The 20997-nt window shown below is 70.5% G+C and carries 26 protein-coding genes, 1 tRNA gene and 3 pseudogenes; 8 read left to right on the forward strand and 22 right to left on the reverse strand.

Features of this window, described 5'->3' with window-relative positions; translation table 11 throughout:
- Positions 1-14: 14 nt before the first annotated feature.
- Positions 15-1073, reverse strand: coding sequence for an SDR family NAD(P)-dependent oxidoreductase (locus tag I6J71_RS02535; protein ID WP_204093247.1), 1059 nt, complete (start codon positions 1071-1073; stop codon positions 15-17).
- 122 nt (positions 1074-1195) lie between these two features.
- Between I6J71_RS02535 and I6J71_RS02540 the strand changes: the two genes are divergently transcribed.
- Together I6J71_RS02540 and I6J71_RS02545 are read left to right on the forward strand one after the other, a co-directional pair.
- Positions 1196-1696 carry a molybdenum cofactor biosynthesis protein B gene (locus I6J71_RS02540; protein WP_009083558.1) on the forward strand — a complete coding sequence of 167 codons (501 nt, stop codon included), beginning with the start codon at positions 1196-1198 and terminating at the stop codon, positions 1694-1696.
- A gap of 315 nt (positions 1697-2011) precedes the next feature.
- Positions 2012-2191: a hypothetical protein gene (locus I6J71_RS02545; protein ID WP_204093248.1), complete on the forward strand. Its 180-nt coding sequence runs from the start codon at positions 2012-2014 to the stop codon at positions 2189-2191.
- A gap of 4 nt (positions 2192-2195) precedes the next feature.
- Here I6J71_RS02545 and mscL read toward each other — a convergent pair whose 3' ends face one another.
- From mscL to I6J71_RS02565, 4 genes are all read right to left on the reverse strand, one after another.
- Entirely contained in the window at positions 2196-2630 is a 435-nt protein-coding gene (gene mscL, locus I6J71_RS02550; RefSeq protein ID WP_204093249.1) for a large-conductance mechanosensitive channel protein MscL, read from the reverse strand.
- 77 nt (positions 2631-2707) lie between these two features.
- Positions 2708-3355: an SAF domain-containing protein gene (locus I6J71_RS02555; RefSeq protein WP_370542070.1), complete on the reverse strand. Its 648-nt coding sequence runs from the start codon at positions 3353-3355 to the stop codon at positions 2708-2710.
- Between the two features lie 129 nt (positions 3356-3484).
- A complete protein-coding gene (locus I6J71_RS02560; RefSeq protein ID WP_204093250.1) occupies positions 3485-3796 on the reverse strand; it encodes an FmdB family zinc ribbon protein in 312 nt (103 codons plus the stop codon).
- 88 nt (positions 3797-3884) lie between these two features.
- On the reverse strand, positions 3885-4478 hold the full coding sequence (locus I6J71_RS02565; protein ID WP_204093251.1) for a 5-formyltetrahydrofolate cyclo-ligase: 594 nt from the start codon (positions 4476-4478) through the stop codon (positions 3885-3887).
- 24 nt (positions 4479-4502) lie between these two features.
- Here I6J71_RS02565 and I6J71_RS02570 point away from each other — a divergent pair, with 24 nt between their 5' ends.
- From I6J71_RS02570 to I6J71_RS02590, 5 genes are all read left to right on the forward strand, one after another.
- Complete coding sequence (locus I6J71_RS02570) at positions 4503-5408, forward strand: UTP--glucose-1-phosphate uridylyltransferase (protein WP_204093252.1); 906 nt, start codon at positions 4503-4505, stop codon at positions 5406-5408.
- Positions 5405-6697, forward strand: a complete 1293-nt coding sequence (gene glp, locus I6J71_RS02575) for a gephyrin-like molybdotransferase Glp (RefSeq protein ID WP_239154382.1) — start codon at positions 5405-5407, stop codon at positions 6695-6697. The genes I6J71_RS02570 and glp overlap by 4 nt, the downstream gene beginning before the upstream one ends.
- A complete protein-coding gene (locus I6J71_RS02580; protein WP_204093253.1) occupies positions 6697-7356 on the forward strand; it encodes a GNAT family N-acetyltransferase in 660 nt (219 codons plus the stop codon). Before glp ends, I6J71_RS02580 begins: the two co-directional genes overlap by 1 nt.
- A 161-nt stretch (positions 7357-7517) precedes the next feature.
- Positions 7518-8369: a gephyrin-like molybdotransferase receptor GlpR gene (glpR, locus tag I6J71_RS02585; RefSeq protein WP_204093254.1), complete on the forward strand. Its 852-nt coding sequence runs from the start codon at positions 7518-7520 to the stop codon at positions 8367-8369.
- A 71-nt stretch (positions 8370-8440) separates the two neighbouring features.
- A tRNA-Ala gene (locus I6J71_RS02590) sits at positions 8441-8513 on the forward strand.
- Positions 8514-8704: 191 nt separating this feature from the next.
- Here the strand turns inward: I6J71_RS02590 and I6J71_RS50260 are convergent.
- The 17 genes and pseudogenes from I6J71_RS50260 to I6J71_RS02665 all read right to left on the reverse strand — a co-directional run.
- Positions 8705-9817, reverse strand: a pseudogene (locus tag I6J71_RS50260) (tyrosine-type recombinase/integrase); the annotation flags it as partial.
- 1 nt (position 9818) lies between these two features.
- Positions 9819-9959, reverse strand: a complete 141-nt coding sequence (locus I6J71_RS02600; protein WP_204096827.1) for a DNA-binding protein — start codon at positions 9957-9959, stop codon at positions 9819-9821.
- Positions 9960-10398: 439 nt separating this feature from the next.
- Positions 10399-11753, reverse strand: a pseudogene (locus tag I6J71_RS02605) (DUF3631 domain-containing protein).
- 55 nt (positions 11754-11808) lie between these two features.
- The gene (locus tag I6J71_RS02610; protein WP_239154383.1) at positions 11809-12372 is read right to left on the reverse strand and encodes an RRQRL motif-containing zinc-binding protein; all 564 of its coding nucleotides are present in this window, start codon (positions 12370-12372) and stop codon (positions 11809-11811) included.
- Positions 12373-12404: 32 nt separating this feature from the next.
- A complete protein-coding gene (locus I6J71_RS47520; protein WP_239155646.1) occupies positions 12405-12674 on the reverse strand; it encodes a hypothetical protein in 270 nt (89 codons plus the stop codon).
- Positions 12675-12826: 152 nt separating this feature from the next.
- A pseudogene (locus tag I6J71_RS47525) lies at positions 12827-13342 on the reverse strand (bifunctional DNA primase/polymerase); the annotation flags it as partial.
- Entirely contained in the window at positions 13339-13638 is a 300-nt protein-coding gene (locus I6J71_RS02620; RefSeq protein ID WP_204093255.1) for a hypothetical protein, read from the reverse strand. The pseudogene I6J71_RS47525 and the gene I6J71_RS02620, both read right to left, overlap by 4 nt.
- A 22-nt stretch (positions 13639-13660) precedes the next feature.
- Complete coding sequence (ssb, locus tag I6J71_RS02625; RefSeq protein ID WP_204093256.1) at positions 13661-14107, reverse strand: single-stranded DNA-binding protein; 447 nt, start codon at positions 14105-14107, stop codon at positions 13661-13663.
- Positions 14108-14268: 161 nt separating this feature from the next.
- On the reverse strand, positions 14269-14394 hold the full coding sequence (locus tag I6J71_RS49645; RefSeq protein ID WP_255570739.1) for a hypothetical protein: 126 nt from the start codon (positions 14392-14394) through the stop codon (positions 14269-14271).
- A 19-nt stretch (positions 14395-14413) separates the two neighbouring features.
- A complete protein-coding gene (locus I6J71_RS02630; protein WP_239154384.1) occupies positions 14414-14770 on the reverse strand; it encodes a hypothetical protein in 357 nt (118 codons plus the stop codon).
- 183 nt (positions 14771-14953) lie between these two features.
- A complete protein-coding gene (locus I6J71_RS02635) occupies positions 14954-15127 on the reverse strand; it encodes a hypothetical protein (RefSeq protein WP_204093257.1) in 174 nt (57 codons plus the stop codon).
- A 28-nt stretch (positions 15128-15155) separates the two neighbouring features.
- Entirely contained in the window at positions 15156-15623 is a 468-nt protein-coding gene (locus I6J71_RS02640; RefSeq protein WP_204093258.1) for a hypothetical protein, read from the reverse strand.
- Complete coding sequence (locus I6J71_RS02645; RefSeq protein WP_204093259.1) at positions 15623-15862, reverse strand: hypothetical protein; 240 nt, start codon at positions 15860-15862, stop codon at positions 15623-15625. The genes I6J71_RS02640 and I6J71_RS02645 overlap by 1 nt, the downstream gene beginning before the upstream one ends.
- A 365-nt stretch (positions 15863-16227) precedes the next feature.
- Positions 16228-16449 carry a hypothetical protein gene (locus I6J71_RS02650; RefSeq protein ID WP_204093260.1) on the reverse strand — a complete coding sequence of 74 codons (222 nt, stop codon included), beginning with the start codon at positions 16447-16449 and terminating at the stop codon, positions 16228-16230.
- A complete protein-coding gene (locus tag I6J71_RS02655; RefSeq protein WP_204093261.1) occupies positions 16434-17177 on the reverse strand; it encodes a hypothetical protein in 744 nt (247 codons plus the stop codon). Before I6J71_RS02655 ends, I6J71_RS02650 begins: the two co-directional genes overlap by 16 nt.
- The gene (locus I6J71_RS02660; RefSeq protein ID WP_204093262.1) at positions 17178-17303 is read right to left on the reverse strand and encodes a helix-turn-helix transcriptional regulator; all 126 of its coding nucleotides are present in this window, start codon (positions 17301-17303) and stop codon (positions 17178-17180) included. It lies immediately after the preceding gene.
- 324 nt (positions 17304-17627) lie between these two features.
- A complete protein-coding gene (locus tag I6J71_RS02665) occupies positions 17628-17843 on the reverse strand; it encodes a hypothetical protein (protein WP_204093263.1) in 216 nt (71 codons plus the stop codon).
- Between the two features lie 392 nt (positions 17844-18235).
- Here I6J71_RS02665 and I6J71_RS02670 point away from each other — a divergent pair, with 392 nt between their 5' ends.
- Positions 18236-20926, forward strand: coding sequence for an AAA family ATPase (locus I6J71_RS02670; protein ID WP_239154385.1), 2691 nt, complete (start codon positions 18236-18238; stop codon positions 20924-20926).
- Positions 20927-20997 lie beyond the last annotated feature (71 nt).

The following is a 20997-nucleotide window of genomic DNA, read 5'->3' on the forward strand; positions in this document are numbered from 1 at the left end:
ACAAGCTCTTAGTCTCACGCATCGACGGGCGCCCGCAGCGGCGCCGTCGCGAACGCAGCGATCCCGTCCGCGAACGCTGTTTCCGCCCTGAACCCCAGAGTTTTCCGCGCCAGCGCGGGATCCGCGACCACGTGCCGCACGTCCGCCGGCCGCGCGCCGCCGACGATCCGCGGCGCCGGGCCACCGCACGCGCGCGCCAGCTCGCCGGCCAAGTCGCCCACCGTGTGCGGCTCACCCGAGCAGACGTTGAGCGGCGTGAGGTCCCCGCGCGGGCCGTCCGCACGCAGCGCCAGCACGTTCGCCCGCGCGACGTCCTGCACGTGGACGAAGTCCCGCTGCTGGCGCCCGTCTTCCAGCACGGTGGGTGCTTCCCCGCGCTCGAGCGCCGACCGGAACAGCGACGCGACACCTGCGTACGGCGTGTTTTTCGGCATCCGTGGCCCATACACATTGTGGTAGCGCAACGCCCACACCGTGCCCCCGGTTTGCCGGGCCCACGCGCCGGCCAGGTGCTCCTGCGCCAGTTTCGTTGCGGCGTAGGTACTCCTGGGCAGAAGCGGCGCACTTTCGGGCACGAGCTGCCACTCCAGCTCCGCGCCGCAGCCACACGTCGGCTCGAACCGGCCTGCGTCCACATCGGACTGCCGTCGGGGTTCCGGCGGGACCACCCCGTGCCGAGGGCACGAGTAGCGGCCTTCGCCGTAGACCACCATCGACGACGCCAGCACGAGCTTCCGGATTCCGGCGGCGTGCATCGCGGCCAGCAGCACCGCCGTGCCGTAGTCGTTGTTGAGCGCGTACGACGGCGCGTCGGACGGGTCCACGCCGTGCCCGACGACCGCGGCCTGGTGGCACACCGCGTCGACGCCGTCGAGCAACGCGGCGACCTCGCCGGCGTCCGTGAGGTCGCCGCGCACGAACCGGTGGCGGCTGGTGTAGTCCGGCGGTGCCGCCGACGCGTGGGCGGTGGACAGCAGCGTGTCCAGCACCACGACTTCGTCGCCTGCGTCGGCCAGCTGGTCGGCCACGTGGGACCCGATGAACCCGGCTCCGCCGGTGATGAGCACTCGCACGTGGCCGACGCTAGGGCGGTCCGGCCGCGCTGCGCCCGCCCGATCCGGACCACGTCACCGAATCGTCAGGAATCACCCGCCCACGGCGGCGCGGGAAGGTCGTCACCGGATACGGTGTCGCCATGGAACGGAGCGCACAGCGACTGGGCCGGGCCCTCGTGGTGATCGTGGACGACCGGGTCGCCCACGGCGAGCACGAAGACACCAGCGGACCGCTCGTGACCGAGCTGCTCGAAGAGGCCGGCTTCATCGTCGACGGCGTCGTCGTGGTGGAGGCCGAGACCGCCGGGATCCGCAACGCGCTCAACACCGCGGTCATCGGTGGCGCCGACCTCGTGATCACCGTCGGCGGTACGGGTGTCTCGCCGCGCGACCGCACCCCCGACGCCACTGCCGGTGTGCTCGACCGGCCCATCCCGGGCATCGGCGAAGCCCTGCGCGCGTCGGGCCTCGCCGCGGGCGCCGTCGACGCCGGCATCTCCCGAGGCCTCGCGGGCGTCTCGGGCAGCACGCTGGTGGTCAACCTCGCCGGCTCGCGCGCGGCCGTCCGCGACGGCATGGCCACGCTCTCTTCGCTCGTGCCGCACGTGATCGACGAGCTCTCGGGCCTCGAAGAGGTCTGAACCCCTTCACTCCGGTCGCCGGAACTGTTCCGGGCCATCCCGCGGTGTGGTCCGAGGACGCGAACCGCGATGTGATCCGGTTCCGACCGTTCTTTTCAACGACGCCGCCCGGCTGCCGCTGACAGTCGCGTGCTGCCGGGCGCGACCGCGCACGACACAGGTGCGTTCTGACCGTGACGGCTGGCGCACCGCGGAAGTCCGACGTAGCGACCCACGCGCCGGCGAGTCCCTTCGTCGCCGGCCCGCTCTTACGCCGGGCAGCCCGAGTCGGCCAGCTCTCTGCAGTTGTCAATCAGCGGGTGGGACGATGGACCCATGCCCCGAGAAGAACCCCGCCCCCGCGACGAGCGGGCCGAGCAGGCCCGGCGCCGCCGCAGGGTCGACGAGGTGTTCGGCGACGTGCTGCCCGAGACGACCTCGGACGAGCGGGGCCTGACCGGTGACACCCCGGACTCCTGGTACCTGGAGAACCGGCCACCGCACCACGACCGCTGACGGCTCAGTCGTCGGAGCGGACGACGGTCGCCGCCGGGCCGCTGCCGTTGGACTGGGCGCGCAGCAGGTCGCGGATCTCCTTGAGGAGCTCGACGTCCGTGGGCTCGGCCGGGCCGGGCTCCTGGCCGCGCTTGCGGCGCTCCTGGATGTGCTTCATCGGCAGCACGAACAGGAAGTAGACGATCGCCGCCACGATCACGAAGTTGATCGCCGCGTTGATCACCGAACCGAAGTCCAGGAACGTCGAGTTGTTGGTGCTCAGGACGTTGAAGCCAAGGCCCTTCGCGGCATCGCTGCCACCGATGGCGTTGATCAGCGGTTTGATCAGGCCATTGGTGAACGCGGTGACGATCGCGGTGAACGCGGCGCCGATGACGACCGCGACCGCGAGGTCCACGACGTTCCCGCGCATCAGGAAGTCCTTGAAGCCCTTGAGCATTGCCACTCCTCGAAATTCGGGGGACGGGCCGGCCGTCCGTACGCGGACGTGCCATCGCCCATCGGAACAGGGACGGGTTAGCGGAGAGTAACCGTAACGGGTCGTTCCAGCGACGTTGCGGCGACCTCGGTGGCGACGCCCACGGGCAGCGCGAGCAGAACCAACGGGCCCTTGTCGGGTGCGTTCAGCACCTGACCGCCACCCTCCGGCCGATGCACGGTCACCACCATCGCGTCCCTGACCAGCGCAGATGCGGTGTGTGTCGCGTCTGGCGCGGCGACGACGTCGACGTGCTGCCCCGGCTGCAGCAGCTCCGCGACAGCCGCGTCGGCGAGCCGGACGGCGACGGTGACCGTGCCGGATTCCCCCTTGGCGGGGAGAGCCGATCCCAAGAGGCGGACATCCGTCAATGGCTCACCCGCCCGGGCGGCACCGGACAGCAGCCGGCCGACGGCCGCGTCGAGGCTGCCCAGCGCGCCGGCAGGCCGGACGTCGTCGGGAACGTCCGCCAGCCGGAGGTCGGCGGCGCGCAGCACAGAGCCCGCGGGCAGATCGCGGGCGGACACCACCGTGGCGGTGCCGGGGGCGCCACGGGCCGAACCCGGGTGGAGGAAGAGAAGAACACCCGAAAGCACCAGGGCCGCGGCGAGAAACCTGCGCACGAGCCGCGCACGCCGGCCGTTCAGTCGGCGAAGATCGGGCAGGCGGCTCAGCAAGGTGTCCACGGTCGTCCCCTCATCGGTTCCCGTGCGGCGCGGTGCCGCACGAAACCGACGTTAGGGATGGTCATGACCAGCGGAAAGCACGAATTCCGCGGCCTGTGGACAACTACCCCCTTGTGGACAACTCGGGGTTCAGGAGGCGGTGGAAGCCGTCGTTGTCGTGGTCGAGGAGGACGATGACGACGAGGAGTCCGCCTTCTTCTCGCTCTTGGTCTCGCTCTTGGCCTCCGACTTGGCCGGCGTCGCGGCGGTGCTCGACTTGCTCGAGTCGCGCGAGTCGTTGCGGTAGAAGCCGCTGCCCTTGAAGACCACGCCGACCGAGCTGAATACCTTGCGCAGCGGACCGGAGCACTGGGGGCAGACGGTCAGGCTGGCGTCGGAGAAGGACTGCACGGCTTCGAAGCGGTGGTCGCATTCCTTGCAGGCGTACTGGTACGTGGGCACAAGAGCTCCTTCATGGCTGGCACTCGTAATGCAAGAGTGCTAACCCAATTCTGCTGGACGGCATTCCCCGAGCGCAAATGCCCCCGGCTCACATCACGGCGGGAGCGGGGAACCGCACGACCCCGTCCGGCGTCAGCGCCCCGTTCATCGGGACGTCGTGCGCCTCGCCCGGCAGGCGATCCACCAGCTCCGGGGCCCTGACCACGGCCAGCAGCTCCGCGCCACCCACGACGAGCGAACGGTCGTAGTGACCGGCCCCACGTCCGAGCCGCACCCCGCGCCGGTCGACGGCCAGCGCCGGCACGAGCACCACGTCGGCCGAGGAGACGGTGCCGATCCCCAGCCGCGGTCCCGACGGCTCGCGGATGCCGCGCAGCCGGCCGGGCACGAGCGTCGCCTCGCCGGTGTACTCGGCCCACTCGAGCGGTCCCACGATGTCCGGGATCACCGGCAGCAGCACCCGTGAACCGGCGCTGACCAGCGCGTTCAACAGGGCGACCGAACCCGGTTCGGTCTCGAACGGCACGTACGCGCACACCGTCGCAGCCGCCACGGACGCGGCCACGGACGCCAGCGCGGCGGCCTCCTCCGCGTGCTCGGCAGGGGTCACCGCGGCGCGGGCCTGAAGAACCCGGTTGCGCCACTCCGTCTTGCTCAGGTGCTCATTGCCCGACGCCCGCATGCGACCAGGTTAGGCTTTGCGCCCATGACGGGCGCCTCAACCTCCCAGACGTTCAGAACAGCCATCGTGCCTGCCGCCGGGCTCGGGACCAGGTTCCTGCCGACCACGAAAGCGGTTCCGAAAGAGCTGCTGCCCGTGGTCGACACACCGGGCATCGAGCTCGTCGCGAGCGAGGCCGCGGCCGCCGGGGCGCAGCGCCTGGTGATCGTGACCTCACCCGCCAAGCGGTCCGTGGTCAAGTACTTCGAGGCGCAGCCCGAGCTGGAGAAGACACTCGAGGACAAGGGCAAGACCGAGCTGCTCGACAAGGTCCGCCGCGGGCCGGGGCTGCTCGAGGTCGAGGTGGCCATCCAGGAGCAGGCCCTGGGCCTCGGCCACGCCGTCGCGCAGGCCGAACCGAACCTCACTCCCGAAGACGACGCCGTCGCCGTGCTGCTGCCCGACGACCTGGTGCTGCCCATCGGCGTGCTCGACCGCATGTCGGCCGTCCGCGCGCGCCACGGTGGCAGCGTGCTCTGCGCGTTCGACATCCCCAAGGAGCAGATCTCCCCATACGGCGTGTTCGACGTCTCCGACACCGACGACCCGGACGTCAAGCAGGTCCACGGCATGGTCGAGAAGCCGAAGCCGGAGGATGCGCCGTCGACGTACGCCGCGGCCGGCCGCTACCTGCTGGACCGGGCCATCTTCGACGCGCTGCGCAAGATCGAACCGGGCTCCGGTGGCGAGCTCCAGCTCACCGATGCGGTCGCGCTGCTGATCGAGCAGGGCCATCCCGTGCACATCGTCGTGCACCGGGGCGGCCGGCACGACTTGGGTAATCCGGGTGGTTTCCTGCGTGCCGCCGTCGACTTCGCGCTCGAAACCCCCGAATACGGGCCATCGTTACGGACGTGGCTGACCGAACGGATCGGGACCGAACGCCCATGACGGACTCCCTCGACGCTGACCAGGACCCGGTGACCCCCGAGGCCCCCGGGCCCGCGGAGGCGGAGCTGCGCTCCGTCGACGCGCAGATCGCGCTGACGCTGGACGCCGCCGTCCGGCCGCGCCCGGTCCGCGTGGCGATCTCCGAGGCCCAGGGCCTGCTGTGCGCGGAGGAGGTGGTCGCCGAGCACGCCCTGCCCGGGTTCGACCAGGCCGCCGTGGACGGGTACGCGGTCCGCAGCGTCGACGTCCGCGCCGCGGGGCAGGAGCCGGTGCAGCTGCCCGTCGTCGGTGAGATCCAGGCCGGTTCGCGGCAGCCGCGGCGGCTGCAGCCTGGGCAGGCGGTGCGCGTGGACACCGGCGCGCCGCTGCCCACGCTCGCCGACGCCGTGGTGCCCACCGCCTACACCGACGGGCACCAGGCCAAGGTCACCGTGAACAAGTCCGTGCCTTCGGCCGCGTACGTCCGCCGCGCCGGTGAAGACGTGCAGATCGGCGACGTCGCCGTGCGAAAGGGCGACACCATCGGCTCCGCGCAGGTGGGGCTGCTGGCCGCCGTCGGGAGGGCGAAGGTGCTGGTCTACCCGCGGCCGCGCGTGTCGATCGTGTCCGTGGGCGACGAGCTCGTGGACATCGACCGCACGCCCTCGACCGGGCAGGTCTACGACGTCAACTCCTACGCGCTGGCCGCGGCCGCGCGCGACGCGGGTGCCGAGGTGAGCCGCGTCGGCATCGTGCCGAGCGACCCGAAGCGCCTCCGCGAGATCGTCGAAGGCCGGCTGCTGATGTCGGAGATCGTGGTGGTGGCGGGCGGCGCCGGCGGCGTCACAGGTGACGAGGTGCACGCCGCGCTGTCCGACCTCGGGCGCATCGACATGACGCGCGTGGCCATGCACCCCGGTTCGGTGCAGGGTTTCGGCCGGCTCGGGCCGGACTCGGTACCGACGTTCCTCATCCCCGGCAACCCGATGAGCGCCCTGGTCGTGTTCGAGGTACTGGTCCGGCCGCTGATCCGCGCCGCGCGCGGCACGCGCAATCCGCACCGGCGGATCGTCGGCGCGCGGCTGCTGTCGCCGATCACGTCGACGAAGGGCCGGCGCGGTTACCTCCGCGGCCAGCTGCTGCGCGACGAGGCCAACGGTGAGTACCTCGTGCAGCCGCTCGGCACGTCGGGCGCGCACCTGCTGGCGTCGCTCGCGGAGGCGAACTGCCTGATCACCGTGGACGAGGATCTCACCGAGGTCGCGGCGGGTGAGCAGGTGAAGGTCACGTTCCTCGCACAGCGGGCGTAGTGGCAGCGCTCGCCTACCCGGTCGAAAGCCGCCACCCCGGCTGGCCCGCGAAGCTCGGCCCGCTGCGGGTGGCGGCCGGCGTGGTCGCCGTGCGGCCCGTGCGCCTGCGCGACGCGGGCGAGTGGAGCCGCATCCGCCTGCGCGACCGCGATCACCTCGAGCAGTGGGAGCCGACGGGGATCGGGCCGTGGCCCGACCGCAACGCGTTCTGGTCGTGGCCGTCCCAGTGGGCCGCGCTGCGCGGGCTGGCGCGACGCGGGGAGTGCCTGCCCTTCACGATCACGGTCGACGGAAACTTCGCCGGGCAGATCACCGTGGGTAATGTGATCCGCGCCTCACTCAGGTCGGCGTGGGTCGGGTACTGGGTGTCCTCGGACATCGTGCGCGGCGGCGTCGCGACGGCGGCCGTCGCGCTCGTGACGGATCACGCCTTCGAATCCGCGGGCCTGCACCGGCTCGAAGCGACGGTGCGGCCTGAGAACAACGCCAGCATCCGCGTGCTCACCAAGGCCGGCTACCGTCAGGAGGGCCTGTTCGAGCGGTACCTCGACGTCGCCGGCGCCTGGCGCGACCACCTCTGCTTCGCCGTGACGAAAGAGGAAGTCGGCGACGGCCTCGTGTCCCGGCTCCTGTCGATGGGCCGCGCCGACCTGGCCTGATGGTGACTGCCGGTCGGGATCCGATCACGCGTTACCACATCCTGAGAGATTCACCTAATCCGGTGGCGGTTTTTCGTGATCGAACCCGGCGAGTCTGCGCCTCGTGTGTGACTGTTGTGGCTAGCGTGACTACAGGAGAGGATCGGGGGAGGTGACGGGAGATGCCCAGCTCGCTGATCATCGTCGCGCTCGCCGCGGCATGGCTCGTCGTTCTCGTGCCCATGGTGGCGCGCAAGCGTCAGCAGGTCTCGCGGACGCCGTCGTCCGCGCTCGCCGCGCGGGTGGTGCGCAGCGGGGGAGCTCGCAACGAAGGACAGGAGGAGTTCGCCGTGTCCGACAGCGCGAAACCATCGGTGGAGGACGACCTCGCCGAACTCGAGGCGGAGCTCGACGCCGACCTCGACGAAGAAGAGCCCGAGGACGAACCCGAACCGCTGCCCCAGCCGAGCAGCACCGAGCGCGACGAACCGGCGCGCCGGCGCTCCGGTTACCGCCCGGGCCGCGGTGGTTTCGACCCTGAGGCCGCGGACATCGCCGCGCGGGCCAAGTACGCCTTCCGTCAGCGCGTGGTCGTCATCCTGCTCATCCTCGCCGTCGCGTCGGGCGCCTTCGCGGGCTTCGCGATGTCCGTGGTGTGGTGGGGCCACGCGGCGGTGGACGTCGTCCTCGTTGGCTACCTGGTGTACCTGCGCCGCCAGGTGCGCATTGAGAACGAGATCCGGCAGCGCCGCATGGCGCGCTACTCGACCGCGTCCTCTTCTGCGGCCACGCGCGCGCCTCGTCGTCCGGTCGACCGGCCTGCCGCTGCCCCCGCCCCCGCTCCGGCTGAGGAGGACGACCACGTCGAGGTCGTCGAACCGCCGGCGCGCCGCGAGATCGTGGAACGCAAGCCTTCGCCGATGTCGCGCATCCGCCGCCAGGCCGTCGTCGTTGATCTGGACGACGAGGACCCCGCGTTCGAGGAACTCGACGAGCCCGGGACCAGCCCGTACCGGCGAGCTGTGGGGGAGTGACCCCCGGTGTTCGGTGCTCTGTAGGGGCTGATACGCTCTACGAGCACTGAACAAGGGGCTCACGCTTCTTAGGGGCTGTAGCGCAGTTGGTAGCGCGTCTCGTTCGCATCGAGAAGGTCAGGGGTTCGATTCCCCTCAGCTCCACAGCAGGTCAAGGGCCGTCCACAGTAGAGTGGACGGCCCTTGTCGTTGCCCTGATAGCAGCAAAGTACAGCAGTGACGCTACTCGTCGAGGCTCTCGCCCAGGCGCTTGAGCGCGTCCGTGTCTTCTTGGAAGACGCCTGTGAGTAGATCTCCATCGTCATCGAGAACTGCGCGTGCCGCAGGATCCGCATGATCACCCGGGGGTGCACGTCCAGGTCGACCAGCAGCGTCCCGCAGGATCGCCGGCCATCGTGCACGGTGATCTTCCGGACTCCGGAGCGCGCGACTCGGTTGTCCCAGGACCGGTTGAAGTTCCGGGGGTCGATCGGCAGGCCGTACTTGGTGGTGAACACCAGGTCGGTGGGGTGCCATGCCACCTCAGCCTCCTTCCGGTCGGCCGCCTGGTCCCGCCGGCGCTTCTCCAGGGCAGCGACGACGATGGACGGCAGCGGCATAGTGTCGTCTGACGCGGCCGTCTTCGTCTCGCGGTGCAGCAACTCGCCGCTGGCACGCTGAAGCTGATGACTGACGGCCAGCTCGCCGTTGTCGAAGTCGAGCGCGTCCCACGTCAGCCCCAAGATTTCGCCCTTGCGCAGGCCCAGGACGACCGCGAGCACGTACCCGGCGTACATCGGGTCCCGAGCGTCCCGAGCCGACTCCAGGAACTTCCTGGCCTCCTCGCTCGTCCAGGCCGTTCGCTTGCGCTTGCGGACGGTCGGCAGCGTCACCAGCTCCGCGACGTTCCGCCCGATCAGCTCCTCGCGTATCGCGTGGTTCAGTGCCGCACGCAGGCACGCTCGGATGTCGGAGACGGTCCGGGCCGACGGCGCGTCCTTGCAGCACAGCCGAGCGCTCAGCGCACGGCACCGGCGGCGCTTCTCGTCTCGTCGCGCGTCCTTTCCCTGAGCGCAGCACTGACAGATCCCCGGAATGGCGTTGATCCACTTCTGAACGTCGCGCACACCGAGCTTGTCTAGCCGTTGGCCGCCCAACGTCGGGTTGATGTAGAGCCGAGTGAACAGCTCGTAGTTCACATACGTCAGCGGGGCGCGGTTCGGTTTGATCACCTCCGTCAGCCAGTAATTCAGGTACTCGTGCACGCGCGGCACTGACGTCGCCACCGGGCCGTTCTTAGACGCCTGGTGGAGCTTGAGCCACTTTTCGTGAACCACGTCGCGCGTCGGGCCGTAGACGTACTTGCGCTTCCTTTCGCCGGTCGGAGTGGATACCCACACGTACGCCGCAAATCCGTTGCGGAACGGGTAAATCGATCCTTCCCCGTTTGCGCGTCCCTTGCCCGCCATATCAGGCCGCCTCCTCCACGAGTCGAGCAATGTAGTCGTCAACCCAGGCAGGCAGAACCCGACGGTTACCGCCATCCTTAATAGACCGGATCTGGCCGGTGGCAACGAGCTGCTTGGTTTTCGAAAGGCCGTAACCGAGCATCTGGGCTACTTCGGGCACTGTGTGCCACTTGGGCTGAATCGTCTGGCTCAAAGCGCACCTCCGGTTTCAGGGGCGGTTGCGGGCGTGACGGGGTGCCGTGCGGCGGGCTGGTGGCGCGCGCTGCGGGTGGCGACGAGGGCGCGGGTATCCATGGCGGGTTGGCCTCCAGAAGTGAGCTCGACCCGACGCTGGGGGCGGGCGCGGGGTGCGAAGCGAGTGCAGTTACCGATGAGGGGTTCCGGTAGGAGCTGGCAGGTGGGGTAACTGCGGTAACTGCGGTAACGTGCCTGGTCAGGCGGTTACCGATGGGTGTCCGGGTTACCGATGGATCGGTAACCCGGGCCGGTGGCGTCGGTTACCGGTTACCGATGGATCGGTAACCGCGGTTGGATCGGTAACCGTCTGACCTGCGCGGTTACCGTGGTTACCGCAGTTACCGTTACTGACGGGGGTCGGTGGGCAGGTAGCGGCTCCAGGCGTCGGTGAGGCCGGTCTCGCCGGTGGTCTGGTAGCCCTTGACGGTGTCCCCGTCGTACTTGAACGCGCTGGGTTTGACGCCGTAGCGGGCGAGTTCTTTTGCCATTTTGCGGGGGTCGATCGGTTTCCCGTGTACGTCGGCCCAGTCGGATTCCTCCATTTCCAGCAGTGCGGCCACGATGAATGTGGTGGGCAGGCGGTCGGTGTTGCGTTCGGTGAAGATGCGTCGCATGTCGGCCAGCAGTTGTGTGCCGAGGCTGCCGTTGCGGTTGCTGTTGCTGGCGACGAAGTGTGCGCAGGCGGCGCGGGCGGTTTCGGGCCAGTGATCGCCCGCGGCGTCGGCGATCGCCAGCAGCGGTTCCCAGATCTCGGCTGAGCGGTCGGTGACGCCGTCGGGCATCTCGGGCTCGGCGTCTCCGAGTTGGTTGGCGACGCTGCTGACCCAGGTGGCGAGCCGATCGCGCAGCGGCGCGGCCTGGCGTTCGACCACGCGTCCTTGAATGGCTCGACGGTTTCGCCGGGGGCGCGGCGGCGCATGTGGATGGTGATGGCGCGGGTGGTGATGGTGTCGGGCATGTGGCCGGCGATGCCTGCCAGCACGACGGGGGCGTAGACCTTGAATCGCTCGACCTTCATGGCGCGGGCGTCGCCGACGCAGCGCGGGATGGTGGCGGAGCGCTTGTATCCGGCGTTGAGCATGGCGCGCAGGTCTTCGGTGTTGCCTCCCTTCTGGGGGTTGAAGATGGCGTCGACTTCGTCGAACAGGATGGTGATCGGGCCGTCGGACACGAGCCGGAACAGCGCGGCGGTGGTGGCCGAGAGCGTCATCTCCGCCGACCGGACCAAGAACTGTGCGACTTCGAGAACCCGTGTCTTGCCGCTGCCTGGTTCGGCGGAGTCGAGGATCAGGCGCGGGGTGACGTAGAAGTGTTCGGCGGCGTGGGTGTGGGCGTACCAGAGCGCGAGCATGGGGGCGCAGTGTTCGGAGGGGAACACGTTGAACCGCCTGACGAACGCGGCCACCTTGTCGAGGATCTCCGCCCCGGTGGGTGGTGGTGGCGGTGGCGGCATGTACGGCATCGGCTGGGCCGGTTCGTGCTCGGCCATGTCTTGGTCAGGGCTCGCGCCGTTGTCGACGGGGTCGGGGCCGGCCGCGTGCGCGGCCAGCCAACGGTTTTGACAGTCCTCGGTGCAGAAGTCATCGGAGGGCGACCCGGCCAGCGACGTCCCGCAGTGTCCGCAGACCGTGCGGGTGTCGCCGTCGGGTTCGGCGATGGCGGCGTCGATCGCCGACAGCGCGGTGTCCAGATCAGGCATGACAGGCTCCCTCGGGTCGTGCTGTGCAGTCGTGTCGGCCGGGCATCCCCGGCGGTCACGCGGCGGGTTCCAGCGCGGTCGTGCCTGCCGCACCAGCTCGTGCGGCAAGCTCCAGCCGTCGAGCGTGCTGGTTCCGTTCGTCGTGCTCGGCGTGCTCGATGGCGTTGAGCGTGGGTTCGCCGATCAGGTAGTCGTGCAGGTAGCTGTCGGGTGGGAGTCCGGCGCTGTAGCAGCAGGGTTCGCAGGTGCGATGTGCACGGGGTAGCTCGGCCCACCCGGTTTCGCCGCATTCACGGCAGGTGCGCCGCGCAGTCATGGCCTTGTCCAGCGCGGCTTCTTTGGCCGGGGTCATCGGCCGCACCGGTTTGGCGTGCTCGATGAGGTAGAGGTCGGCGTAGACGATTTTCGCGGCCTTGCGGCAGCGGAAGTACAGGAACGCGGCGGGGTCCTGCCCTCCAGGGCGCCGACCCTGGGCGCGTAGTTGGCGGCGGGTGGCGAGCTTGTCGCGTGGCGCGATGCCGTGCGACAGCAGTGGTTTGCCGCACCAGGTGCCGCGCGTGAATTCGCGGTCAGTGCTCCATGCGACCGCCGCGAGCACCCACGGGTGCTGTCGAGCCATCGGTGATCACCTCCAGAGTTGGGTCAGTCGGGTCACGCGGCGCGGCGGTTGCCACGGCGTGGGGTGACGCGGCGCGGGTTGCCGATGCCCGCGCGCAGGGCGGTGTCGATCACGCCGTCGTCTTTGCTGGCTGATGCAGGGGTGTTCCAGGTCGCGACCGCGGCCTGGAGGTGGTTGCGGGCGTAGGTCTCGTCCAGCAGCTCGGCTCCGACGAGTTGGCCGAGGGCGTAGGCGGCGGTGGAGAGGACTTTGTTGCGGGTGCCTGGCCGGGCCGTGCGGACGCGATCGCACTCGTCCCGCACTGCCTTGTCGGTGTAGGCATCCGGCGCGGCTGCGGCCGTCCGGTTGCGCTTGAGAGGGCCGTGGAGGCGTGTTCGACGGTGGCTTGGACCAACCACCCCGGCAGCTCGACCGGCCACGTGTCGTCGAGTAGCTCGTAGGCCCCGTCGGGGCGGATCGATCCGGGCGCGAGGGCGTAGCCGCCCCAGCCGCGGGTGTCGATGTTGCTGCTGATGTGCTTGACGGTGGAGCGAAGGTGGCAGCCGGGTGGCGCGGTGTAGAGCAGGTGCCGGCCGCCGGTTGGGGTGGCGACGGTGTAGGTGTTGGGCAGCGGCCCGCCGCGCTCGGCCGCGAGCGCTTGGAGCTGTGTCCAGCCGTCCGGGTCGTGCTCGCCCTTGTGGCCGGGCTTGGGCTGGTCGCAGTCGAGCAGGAACAGCCCGGACGGGCCCGGGAAGAGCGCGATGTTGTACGGCACGCCCGCGGACCACTTGGCGTCGACCTTGTCCAGATCGGACGTGGCCAGCGATTCCGGGGTGACGTGCCCGGCCGCGCACACCCCGACCGATCGGCAGTCGTCTTTTCGGTGCCAGAACGAGGCTTTGGTGCCCGGTCGGCACGGGAAGACTTTCCACCCCCTGCCAGCAATCTCCAACGCGGCCGCGCGCAGTGCCGCGCGTTGCGCCTGACTCATCTGCTGATCTCCTTTCGCCAGTGCGGGTTGGGGTCCCAGGCCCCGACGTCATGCAGGTGCGCCCCGAAGCGCCGGGCCAGCCGATCCGCGACTGCCTCCAGCTCGCGCACCGGGCGGCCGGATGCGGCCAGACAGGCCGCGAGGGCCGGGAGGATGGCTGAGGCGTAGAACTCGCGTGCGTTCCAGGCCCCCGCCACCACCCGACCCGCGCGACGGGCGGGGCTCGGGTCGGCGTCCGCGTGCTCGGCAAGCCAGGCTGCGACGTCGGCCGCGTGGTACCTCGTGCCCTCGCCCACCGCCGATCACCGTGCTTCCGGGTCAGAACGGAGGGGCGTCCGCCGACCCACCGGGGTGCGGGGCCGGGAACGCCCACGCATCCGCACCGCCACCGCCGGTGGTGCGGTCGGGTCGGGCGGACTTGGCCGGGTGAAACAGCATCGACAGGGCGGCTTCGCGGACCTGTACGTCGAAGCCGTAGCGCTTCTCGCCGGTGTTCTTGTCGTCCCACTCCGACTGGCGCAGCTCGCCGGTGACGAGCAGCCGGTCGCCCTTGCGGCAGTCGGCGACGTTCTCAGCCTGGCGACGCCACACGGTGCAGCGCAGGAACGTCGCGCCGGCGTCGCGCCACTCGCCGGATTCCTTGTCGAACCGGCGATCGTTGGCGGCGAGGGTGAACGAGCACACGCCCGCGCCGGCGGGGGTGAACCGCATCTCCGGGTCCGCGGTCAGCGTTCCGGCCATCGTGATCTCGGGAAGTCCAGCCATGACAAACACTCCTTCTCGGGTCGGTGCGGACAGCACGAACTCGCCCCGGCCACAGGGCCGGGGCGTCGCGAGTTCGCACAGGAACGGGTTGGTGCCCGCGATGTTTGGTTGTCGACGGTGCAGGCTGCTGGCAGGTGGGGTGTCGGGTCAGGTGCGGAGGCTCAGCTCTTGCTCCCGGGCGTCTCCGCGGCGCGGCGCGCGCGGGCGAGCTGCTCTTGCGCGCGGGTGATCGCCTCGTGCAGGTCCCACGGGTTGCCGGTGGGCTTGGGGTCCGGTCGGCCGCTCATGCCGCTACTCCCATCACGCTCAGGGCGCGGATCGCGTCGTGGACGGCGCGGGCGCGGGCCTGGTCGGCGGCCGCCAGATCACGACCGGGAAGGCCCCGTCCTCGCCGGGCGCGGCGGCCCGCAGGAACGCGTCACCGGGTCGTGCCGGGTGGGTGTAGGCGAACCAGCGCAGCCGGGAGGTTTGTGCGTCGACCCGGTCCGGTGCAGGCAGGTCGAGCGCGGGGGCGGCGGCGCGGATCATGTCGGCCGCGGCGGCGGGGCGGGTGACGCCGACGGCGAAGATCGCGCCGGTCGCGTCGGTGAGCACGGTCGGGGTGTGCACGCGCAGGCACGCGTACGCGTCGGTGGTGGACAGGTCGGGGGCAGGAAGGAACATCGCGGGCGTCCTTTCCGGACAGGGTCGGGTGGTGTCGCCGGGCCGCGCGGGGCGTCGGTGCCGGCCGCGCGGCCCGGCGGAGAACGTGGGCGGTCATGCCGCGGTCTGTCGAAGGTGCGCTCGTCGTTGCGGAGTGCGGACGTGCGGGGTGTTGGTTTGTGAGACGGGGTCAGAGGCTGGTGGCTAGGGCAGCTGGAACGGGGCGGGTAGGTCCTTTTCGCGGGCGACGATGGTGTGGGTGCAGCCGTCGCAGGACCAGGTGCCCTTGCGCGCGAACTTCTTGGTGACGGCGTAGCCGTAGCTGTGCTCCCCGTACCGTGCGACGTAGGGGCACTGGGCGGGGATGGTTTTGGCCATCCTCGGGTTCTCCTCTCGCGGGGGTGGGTCAGCTGAACGTGCTGCCGGACAGGTGGCCCTGGTCGACGAGCTTGTGGGCGAGGCGGTCGATGCGGCCCCAGTTGCTCGCCACCACCGCGCGGGCCCGGTTTTCGAGCCAGCTCGTGGAGCGGTCGGAGTGGCGCTTCATGCGCTTGAAGAACGCCAGGTCCGAGCCGCATCCTCCGGCGGCCCAGCGCATCGCCTCACCGCGCCAGGCGCCGTCGTGGCGCTGGACCCAGCGGGCGGCGCCTTCGCGGCCGGCGAGGGTGACGATCAGCGCGGTGTTGACCTGGTCCTGGTTGCCGGGGTCCACATCGGAGTGCTGGATGAACCCGCGCTCGGGGGTGATGACCACGCGGATGACGCGCAGTCGCCCCGCTCGGGTGCTGGCGGCGGCTTTGCAGGCGACGGCGTGGGCGACCTCGTGGGCGGCCAGCGCGAGCATCGCAACCTCGTCGCGGCTGTAGTGGGCCATCACCAGCTCCGCAGGCCCTCGAACTTGCGGCGGGCGCCGATGGCCTGGTTGAGCATGTGTTCGGTGAGCTTCTTCATGCTCAGCCGGGCGGGGATGCGGGTGAGCATGAGCGCGGCGGCGACGGCGAGCAGCTGCTCGCGGTCCAGGTGCAGCGCCTTCAGGTGCGCGGCGCCTTCCTCGACGGTGGCGGTCTGGCGCAGCTTCGCCGCGATTGCGGCGGGGTCCGGCCGGGTGGTCACGGGGGATGCCTCCTTGGCGTGGATGGGGTGTCGGTGTGCGGGTGATGGCGTCAGCGGTGCAGTCGCCAGACCGCTTTGCCCAGCGGTGCTTCGCGGCCGGCCGCGTTGAGCGCTTGCTGGATCCAAATATCACTGTGTGTAATCAATTTCGGGCATGGTGAGGTTTGGGCGAGGTGGGGAAATCAGCAGGGAGCGGGCGAGGGAATCCGGGTTCGGGAAGGGAAAATCCCCTTCCCAGCCGCCTCGGGCGGCTCCCTGTGTCTGATCAGCGACGATGATCGGGAAGGGAATGCGGGAAACGAGGGAGCGCCGCTGTCCCCGGCCCGCTGTGGGCGGGGTTCGGGGACAGCGGGCTGGTTCCCTCCCTACGCGTCGGCGTCCCGCTTGGCGATCGCGGCGCGAACACGCTCCGTGAACACCGTGAGGACGCTGACCTTGGTGACCTTGACGCCCTCACGCTTGAGCGCGTCGGCGAGTTTCTCGGCGGTGAGGCCCTGGTAGGGCCGGTGGCCGGGGGCGAGTTCCCGCAGGCGGGCGGCCACGTCGGTGGCGTTGACCTTGTCCTCGTCGCTCAGGACGTCGAGCACGTCGTCGAGCAGGTCGCGCGGGGCGTCGAGCTGGACGGCCGGGCGAGCACCGGCCACGGCGGTACCGGGCTTGAAGGCTTGAGCTGGGCCATTGCCCGTTCGATGACCTCGGTGGCCTGGTCCCAGCCGCGGTCGTCGTCGACCTCGACGAAGAACGTGCGCACGATCTCGAACAGCTCGTCGGTCATGCCGGTGGCGACCATGGTGCCGCGGTCGACGTTGAACCGCAGTTCCGTGGCCCGGATGCCGGCGGCGAAGCTGCCGTCACCGAGGAATCCGTCGTTGGAACGCCAGGTCTTCACGGAGAAACAGCCGTTCGCGCCGACGTTCTCCACCAGCTGCGACGGGATCGCGTCCGCCCGCGAGGACTGGGTGTCGAACACGGTGCTGACGCCCGTCTTGCGCCCCCGCTTCACCACCTGAACGGCCAGGTCAGCGGCGGTTTTGCCGTGCTCGGCGTTGCCGAAGAGCTCGTGGCACTCGGAAAACGCGACGAGCAGCGGGCGCATGTCCTGGTGCTGCTCGGAGATCTGGCGGGTGAGCTTCTTCGCGCCCAGCTCGGCTAGGCGCCCCTCACGCCGTTCCACCTCGGCATACAGCTGCTCAACGGCGTCAGCCGAGCGGTCGGGCAGGACACCCAGACGCTCCGGCGGAATGTGCAGCTTGCTCGCGATCGACCGCAGTTCGGCGACGCCGGGGACCAGCTTGCCCTTCTCGATCTTGGACACCTACGACTGCGTGGTGCTGAGCATGTCAGCGGCGTCCTGCTGGGTGAGGTTGTGCTGCTGCCGGTACCAGCGGATCACCTCGCCCGCGTTGGAACCATCAGGCGGAGCCGCGACTGACTGTGCCACGTGTAACCATCCTCCGTTTCGCGCAGTGTCGGTCACGCTGTCTCCTCGCATCCGCTCCGTGGTTCGGCCTGCACTTACTGTGCCACTACCCCCGCGTCTCGCGGGGAGGGCCGGGCGGCTCCGACTTGCCAACCGCGGGCCTCAGCGAGCGTCCGGGATTCTCGCGGGCCTTCCCGGTGCCGAGGACTTCACCTTCTGGCCAGTCGAGCCCGGCGTGGTGGTCGAGGCGCGCGCAGACCGCGCCTTTGAACTGGGTCGATACCGGCATCGAGTGTCCGTCGTCCGTGCGAAGCCGGATCAGTAGTTCCTCCGCCACAAAGGTGATCACTGACGGTCAGTGTGCCACTCGATGCCGGCGTGGATCTGCTCGACGGTTAGTCCGGTCAGCTCGACGAGAGCGTCGTCGTCGAGACGGCGGGAGGTGCTCGCGCGCACCGCGCGCACGACCTTGCCGGCCCACAGTTCGGCATCGACGAACGGGCGTGCACGGTATCGCCGGACCAGGTGGTGCAGGTGCTCGTCGTTGAAGGTGCTGGCCATTCGCACACCGTCGAAATGGGGTCGTGGGAGTGGACGGCTGGGGAGTCGCGCACGAGTGCGTACATTGCGGTGTCGGCGGCCACGCAACCCTCCGAAGGCCCGTGATTGCCGGGGTCAGCAGCCCAGCCTCGTGCGCCATGTCGTCAGGCTGCCCTCAAAACGGCCGATGCAATCCGGCAGGACGTCGCGGGCCGTCTGAAAGGCAGCAACCACCGCGTGGCGTCCTGGGGTGGTGAGCGGCGTGGGAGGGCCGATTGCAGGGCGGCACGCGGTGGGCGGCGCTATGGTTGAGGGCCCGATTAGGTCGCCGTGGGCTGTGTGATCAGGCTGGCGTGGTGGCGTAGCGCGGGTGGCGGTGGTGCGAGATGTTGCGGAACCGGCACAGGGAGCGGGTGGAGTTCGACCAGTTGGTCGAGGCCGTGCGGGTCGGCCAGAGCCGGGTCCTGGTGGTGCGTGGCGAGCCGGGGGTGGGCAAGACGGCGTTGCTGGAGTACGCGGCCGAGATCGCCGGGGGGTGTCGGGTGGTGCGCGCGGCCGGCATCCAGTCGGAGACCGAGCTGGCATTCGCGGGCCTGCACCAGGCGTGCGCGCCGCTGCTGGATCGGCTGGCGCGGTTGCCCGGGCCGCAACGGGCCGCGCTGGAGACGGTGCTGGGGTTGGGCACCAGCGCGAGCCCGCCGGATCGATTCCTGGTCGGAATAGCGGTGCTGAGCTTACTGGCCGAGGCCGCCCGTGCGCGGCCGCTGGTGTGTCTGGTGGACGACGCGCAGTGGCTGGATCAGGCGTCGGTGCAGACGCTGGCGTTCGTGGCACGGCGGCTGTCGGCCGAGTCGGTGGGCCTGGTCTTCACCCTGCGCGAGCCGCAGGAAACCAGCGAGCTGACGGGGCTGCCGCAGCTGAAGATCGGCGGGCTTCCCGCCGAGGCGGCGCGGGAACTGCTGGCCTCGGCGCTACATGGCCCCTTGGACCCGCAGGTACGCGAGCGGCTGCTGGCCGAGACGCAGGGAAACCCGCTGGCGCTGTTGGAGCTCCCGCGCGGGCTGAGCCCGGCCGAGCTGGCGGGTGGGTTCGGGCTGCCGGGCACCGCCGGGCTGCCGAGCCGGATCGAGGAGAGTTTCCACCGGCGGCTGGCGCCACTACCGGGCGAGACCCGGTTGCTGCTGCTGGTCGCCGCCGCCGAGCCGAGCGGCGAGCCAGTGCTGCTGTGGCGCGCGGCCGAGCGCCTCGGCACCGGGATCACGGCGGCGGCGCCGGCGGAGCAGACGGGCCTGGTCAGCTTCGCTCCACGGGTGTGGTTCCGGCATCCGCTCGTGCGCTCGGCCCTCTACCGCGCCGCCTCCCCCGAGGACCGGCGCCGCGTACACGCCGCACTGGGCGCCGTCACCGACCCGCAGCGGGAACCGGATCGCCGGGCATGGCACCGCGCCCACGCCGCCGCCGGACCGGACGACGAGGTCGCAGCCGAGCTGGAAGCCTCGGCCGGGCGGGCGCAGGACCGCGGGGGCGTGGCCGCAGCCGCCGCATTCCTGGAACGCGCCACCGAACTGACCCTCGACCCTCTCCAGCGGGCCGAGCGTGCACTGGCTGCGGCGTGGGCCAAGCGCTACGCGGGTCCGCCGGATGCGGCGCTGGAACTGCTGGCCGTTGCTGAGGCGGGTCCACCCGACGAATTCCGCCGTGCCCGGTGCGAGCTGCTGCACGCCCAGATCGCGTTCGCCACCAACCGCGGCAGAGACGCTCCGCCGCTGCTGCTCGCAGCCGCCAGGCGGCTCGCCCCGCTCGACGCGCGACTGGCCCGCGAAACCTACCTTGAAGCGCTCAATACGGCACTGTTCGCCGGGCAGCTGGCCGGAAGCGGGACGGTGCTGGCAGTGGCGGAGGCCGCCCGCGGCGCACCTCCGGTGCCCGACCCGCCGCGCCCGCTCGACCTGTTACTCGACGGCCTGGCGGCGCAGCTCCTGCAGGGGTACGCGGCCGCGGTACTGCCGTTGAAGCAGGCCCTGGCCGCGTTCCGCCGCCCGGATCTCGCCCCCGAGGACGCGTTTCGCTGGCTGTGGCTCGCCATGTTCACCGCCCGCAACCTGTGGGACGACCAGACGTACGACGTGCTCGCCCGCCGGCACGTCCGGCTTGCCCAGGACACCGGCGCGCTCGCCGTGCTGCCGTTCGCCCTACAGGCACGCGTGAGCGCCCACGTATTCGCCGGCGAGCTGACCGAGGCCGAGGCAGTGCTCACGGAGAGCGAGACACTCACCGAGGCAACCGGGAGCCAGCTCGTCCCCTACGACGGCTTGGCGCTCGCGGCATGGCAGGGGCGGGAAGCCAAGTTCCACGAGCTGAGCGAGCCGATCGCCACGGCGACGGCGGCGCGGGGCGGGGGCCTCGGGGTGAGCGCGACGGCGTGGATGAGCGTGCTGCTGTACAACGGTCTCGGCCGCTACGAGGACGCCCTGGCGGCAGCCCGGCTGCTCATCGACAACGACCACCCGGAGCAGCGATTTGCTTCCCAATGGGGGGCGGCCGACGTGATAGAGGCGGCCGTGCGAACCGGGGCGCGCAGGCCCGCCACCGACACCTTGGCCTGGTTCTCGCCGCTGCTGCGGGCCGCCGGCACCGACTGGGCGCTGGGCATCGAGGCCCGCTCACGCGCCCTGCTCGCCGACGGACCGGCCGCCGAAGGCGCCTACCGCGACGCCATCGACCACCTCGCCCGCACCCGCATCAGGCCCGACCTTGCCCGCGCGCACCTGCTCTACGGCGAATGGCTGCGCCGCGAACACCGCCGCGACGACGCCCGCGACCAGCTGCGCACCGCGCACGACCTGTTCACCACCATCGGCATGGCCGGCTTCGCCGAACGCACCGCCCGCGAACTCCACGCCACAGGCGAGACCACCCGCGCCCTCGCCACCGAAACCGGCAGCGCTCTCACCGACCTGGAAACCCAGATCGCCCGGCTCGTCCAAGAAGGCCACACCAACCCCGACATCGCCGCACGGCTGTTCCTCAGCACCCGCGCCGTCGAAAACCACCTCACCCGCATCTACGACAAACTCATGTCACCGCCGCGGCCAGCGACGTAACTACCGTTGGCCGGACCGCTGATACCGGCTCCGCCATCGCTGGCGACGCCCGTGCGGGCTCCCTAGATGTG

This window comes from Amycolatopsis sp. FDAARGOS 1241 (assembly GCF_016889705.1).
Classification (GTDB): domain Bacteria; phylum Actinomycetota; class Actinomycetes; order Mycobacteriales; family Pseudonocardiaceae; genus Amycolatopsis.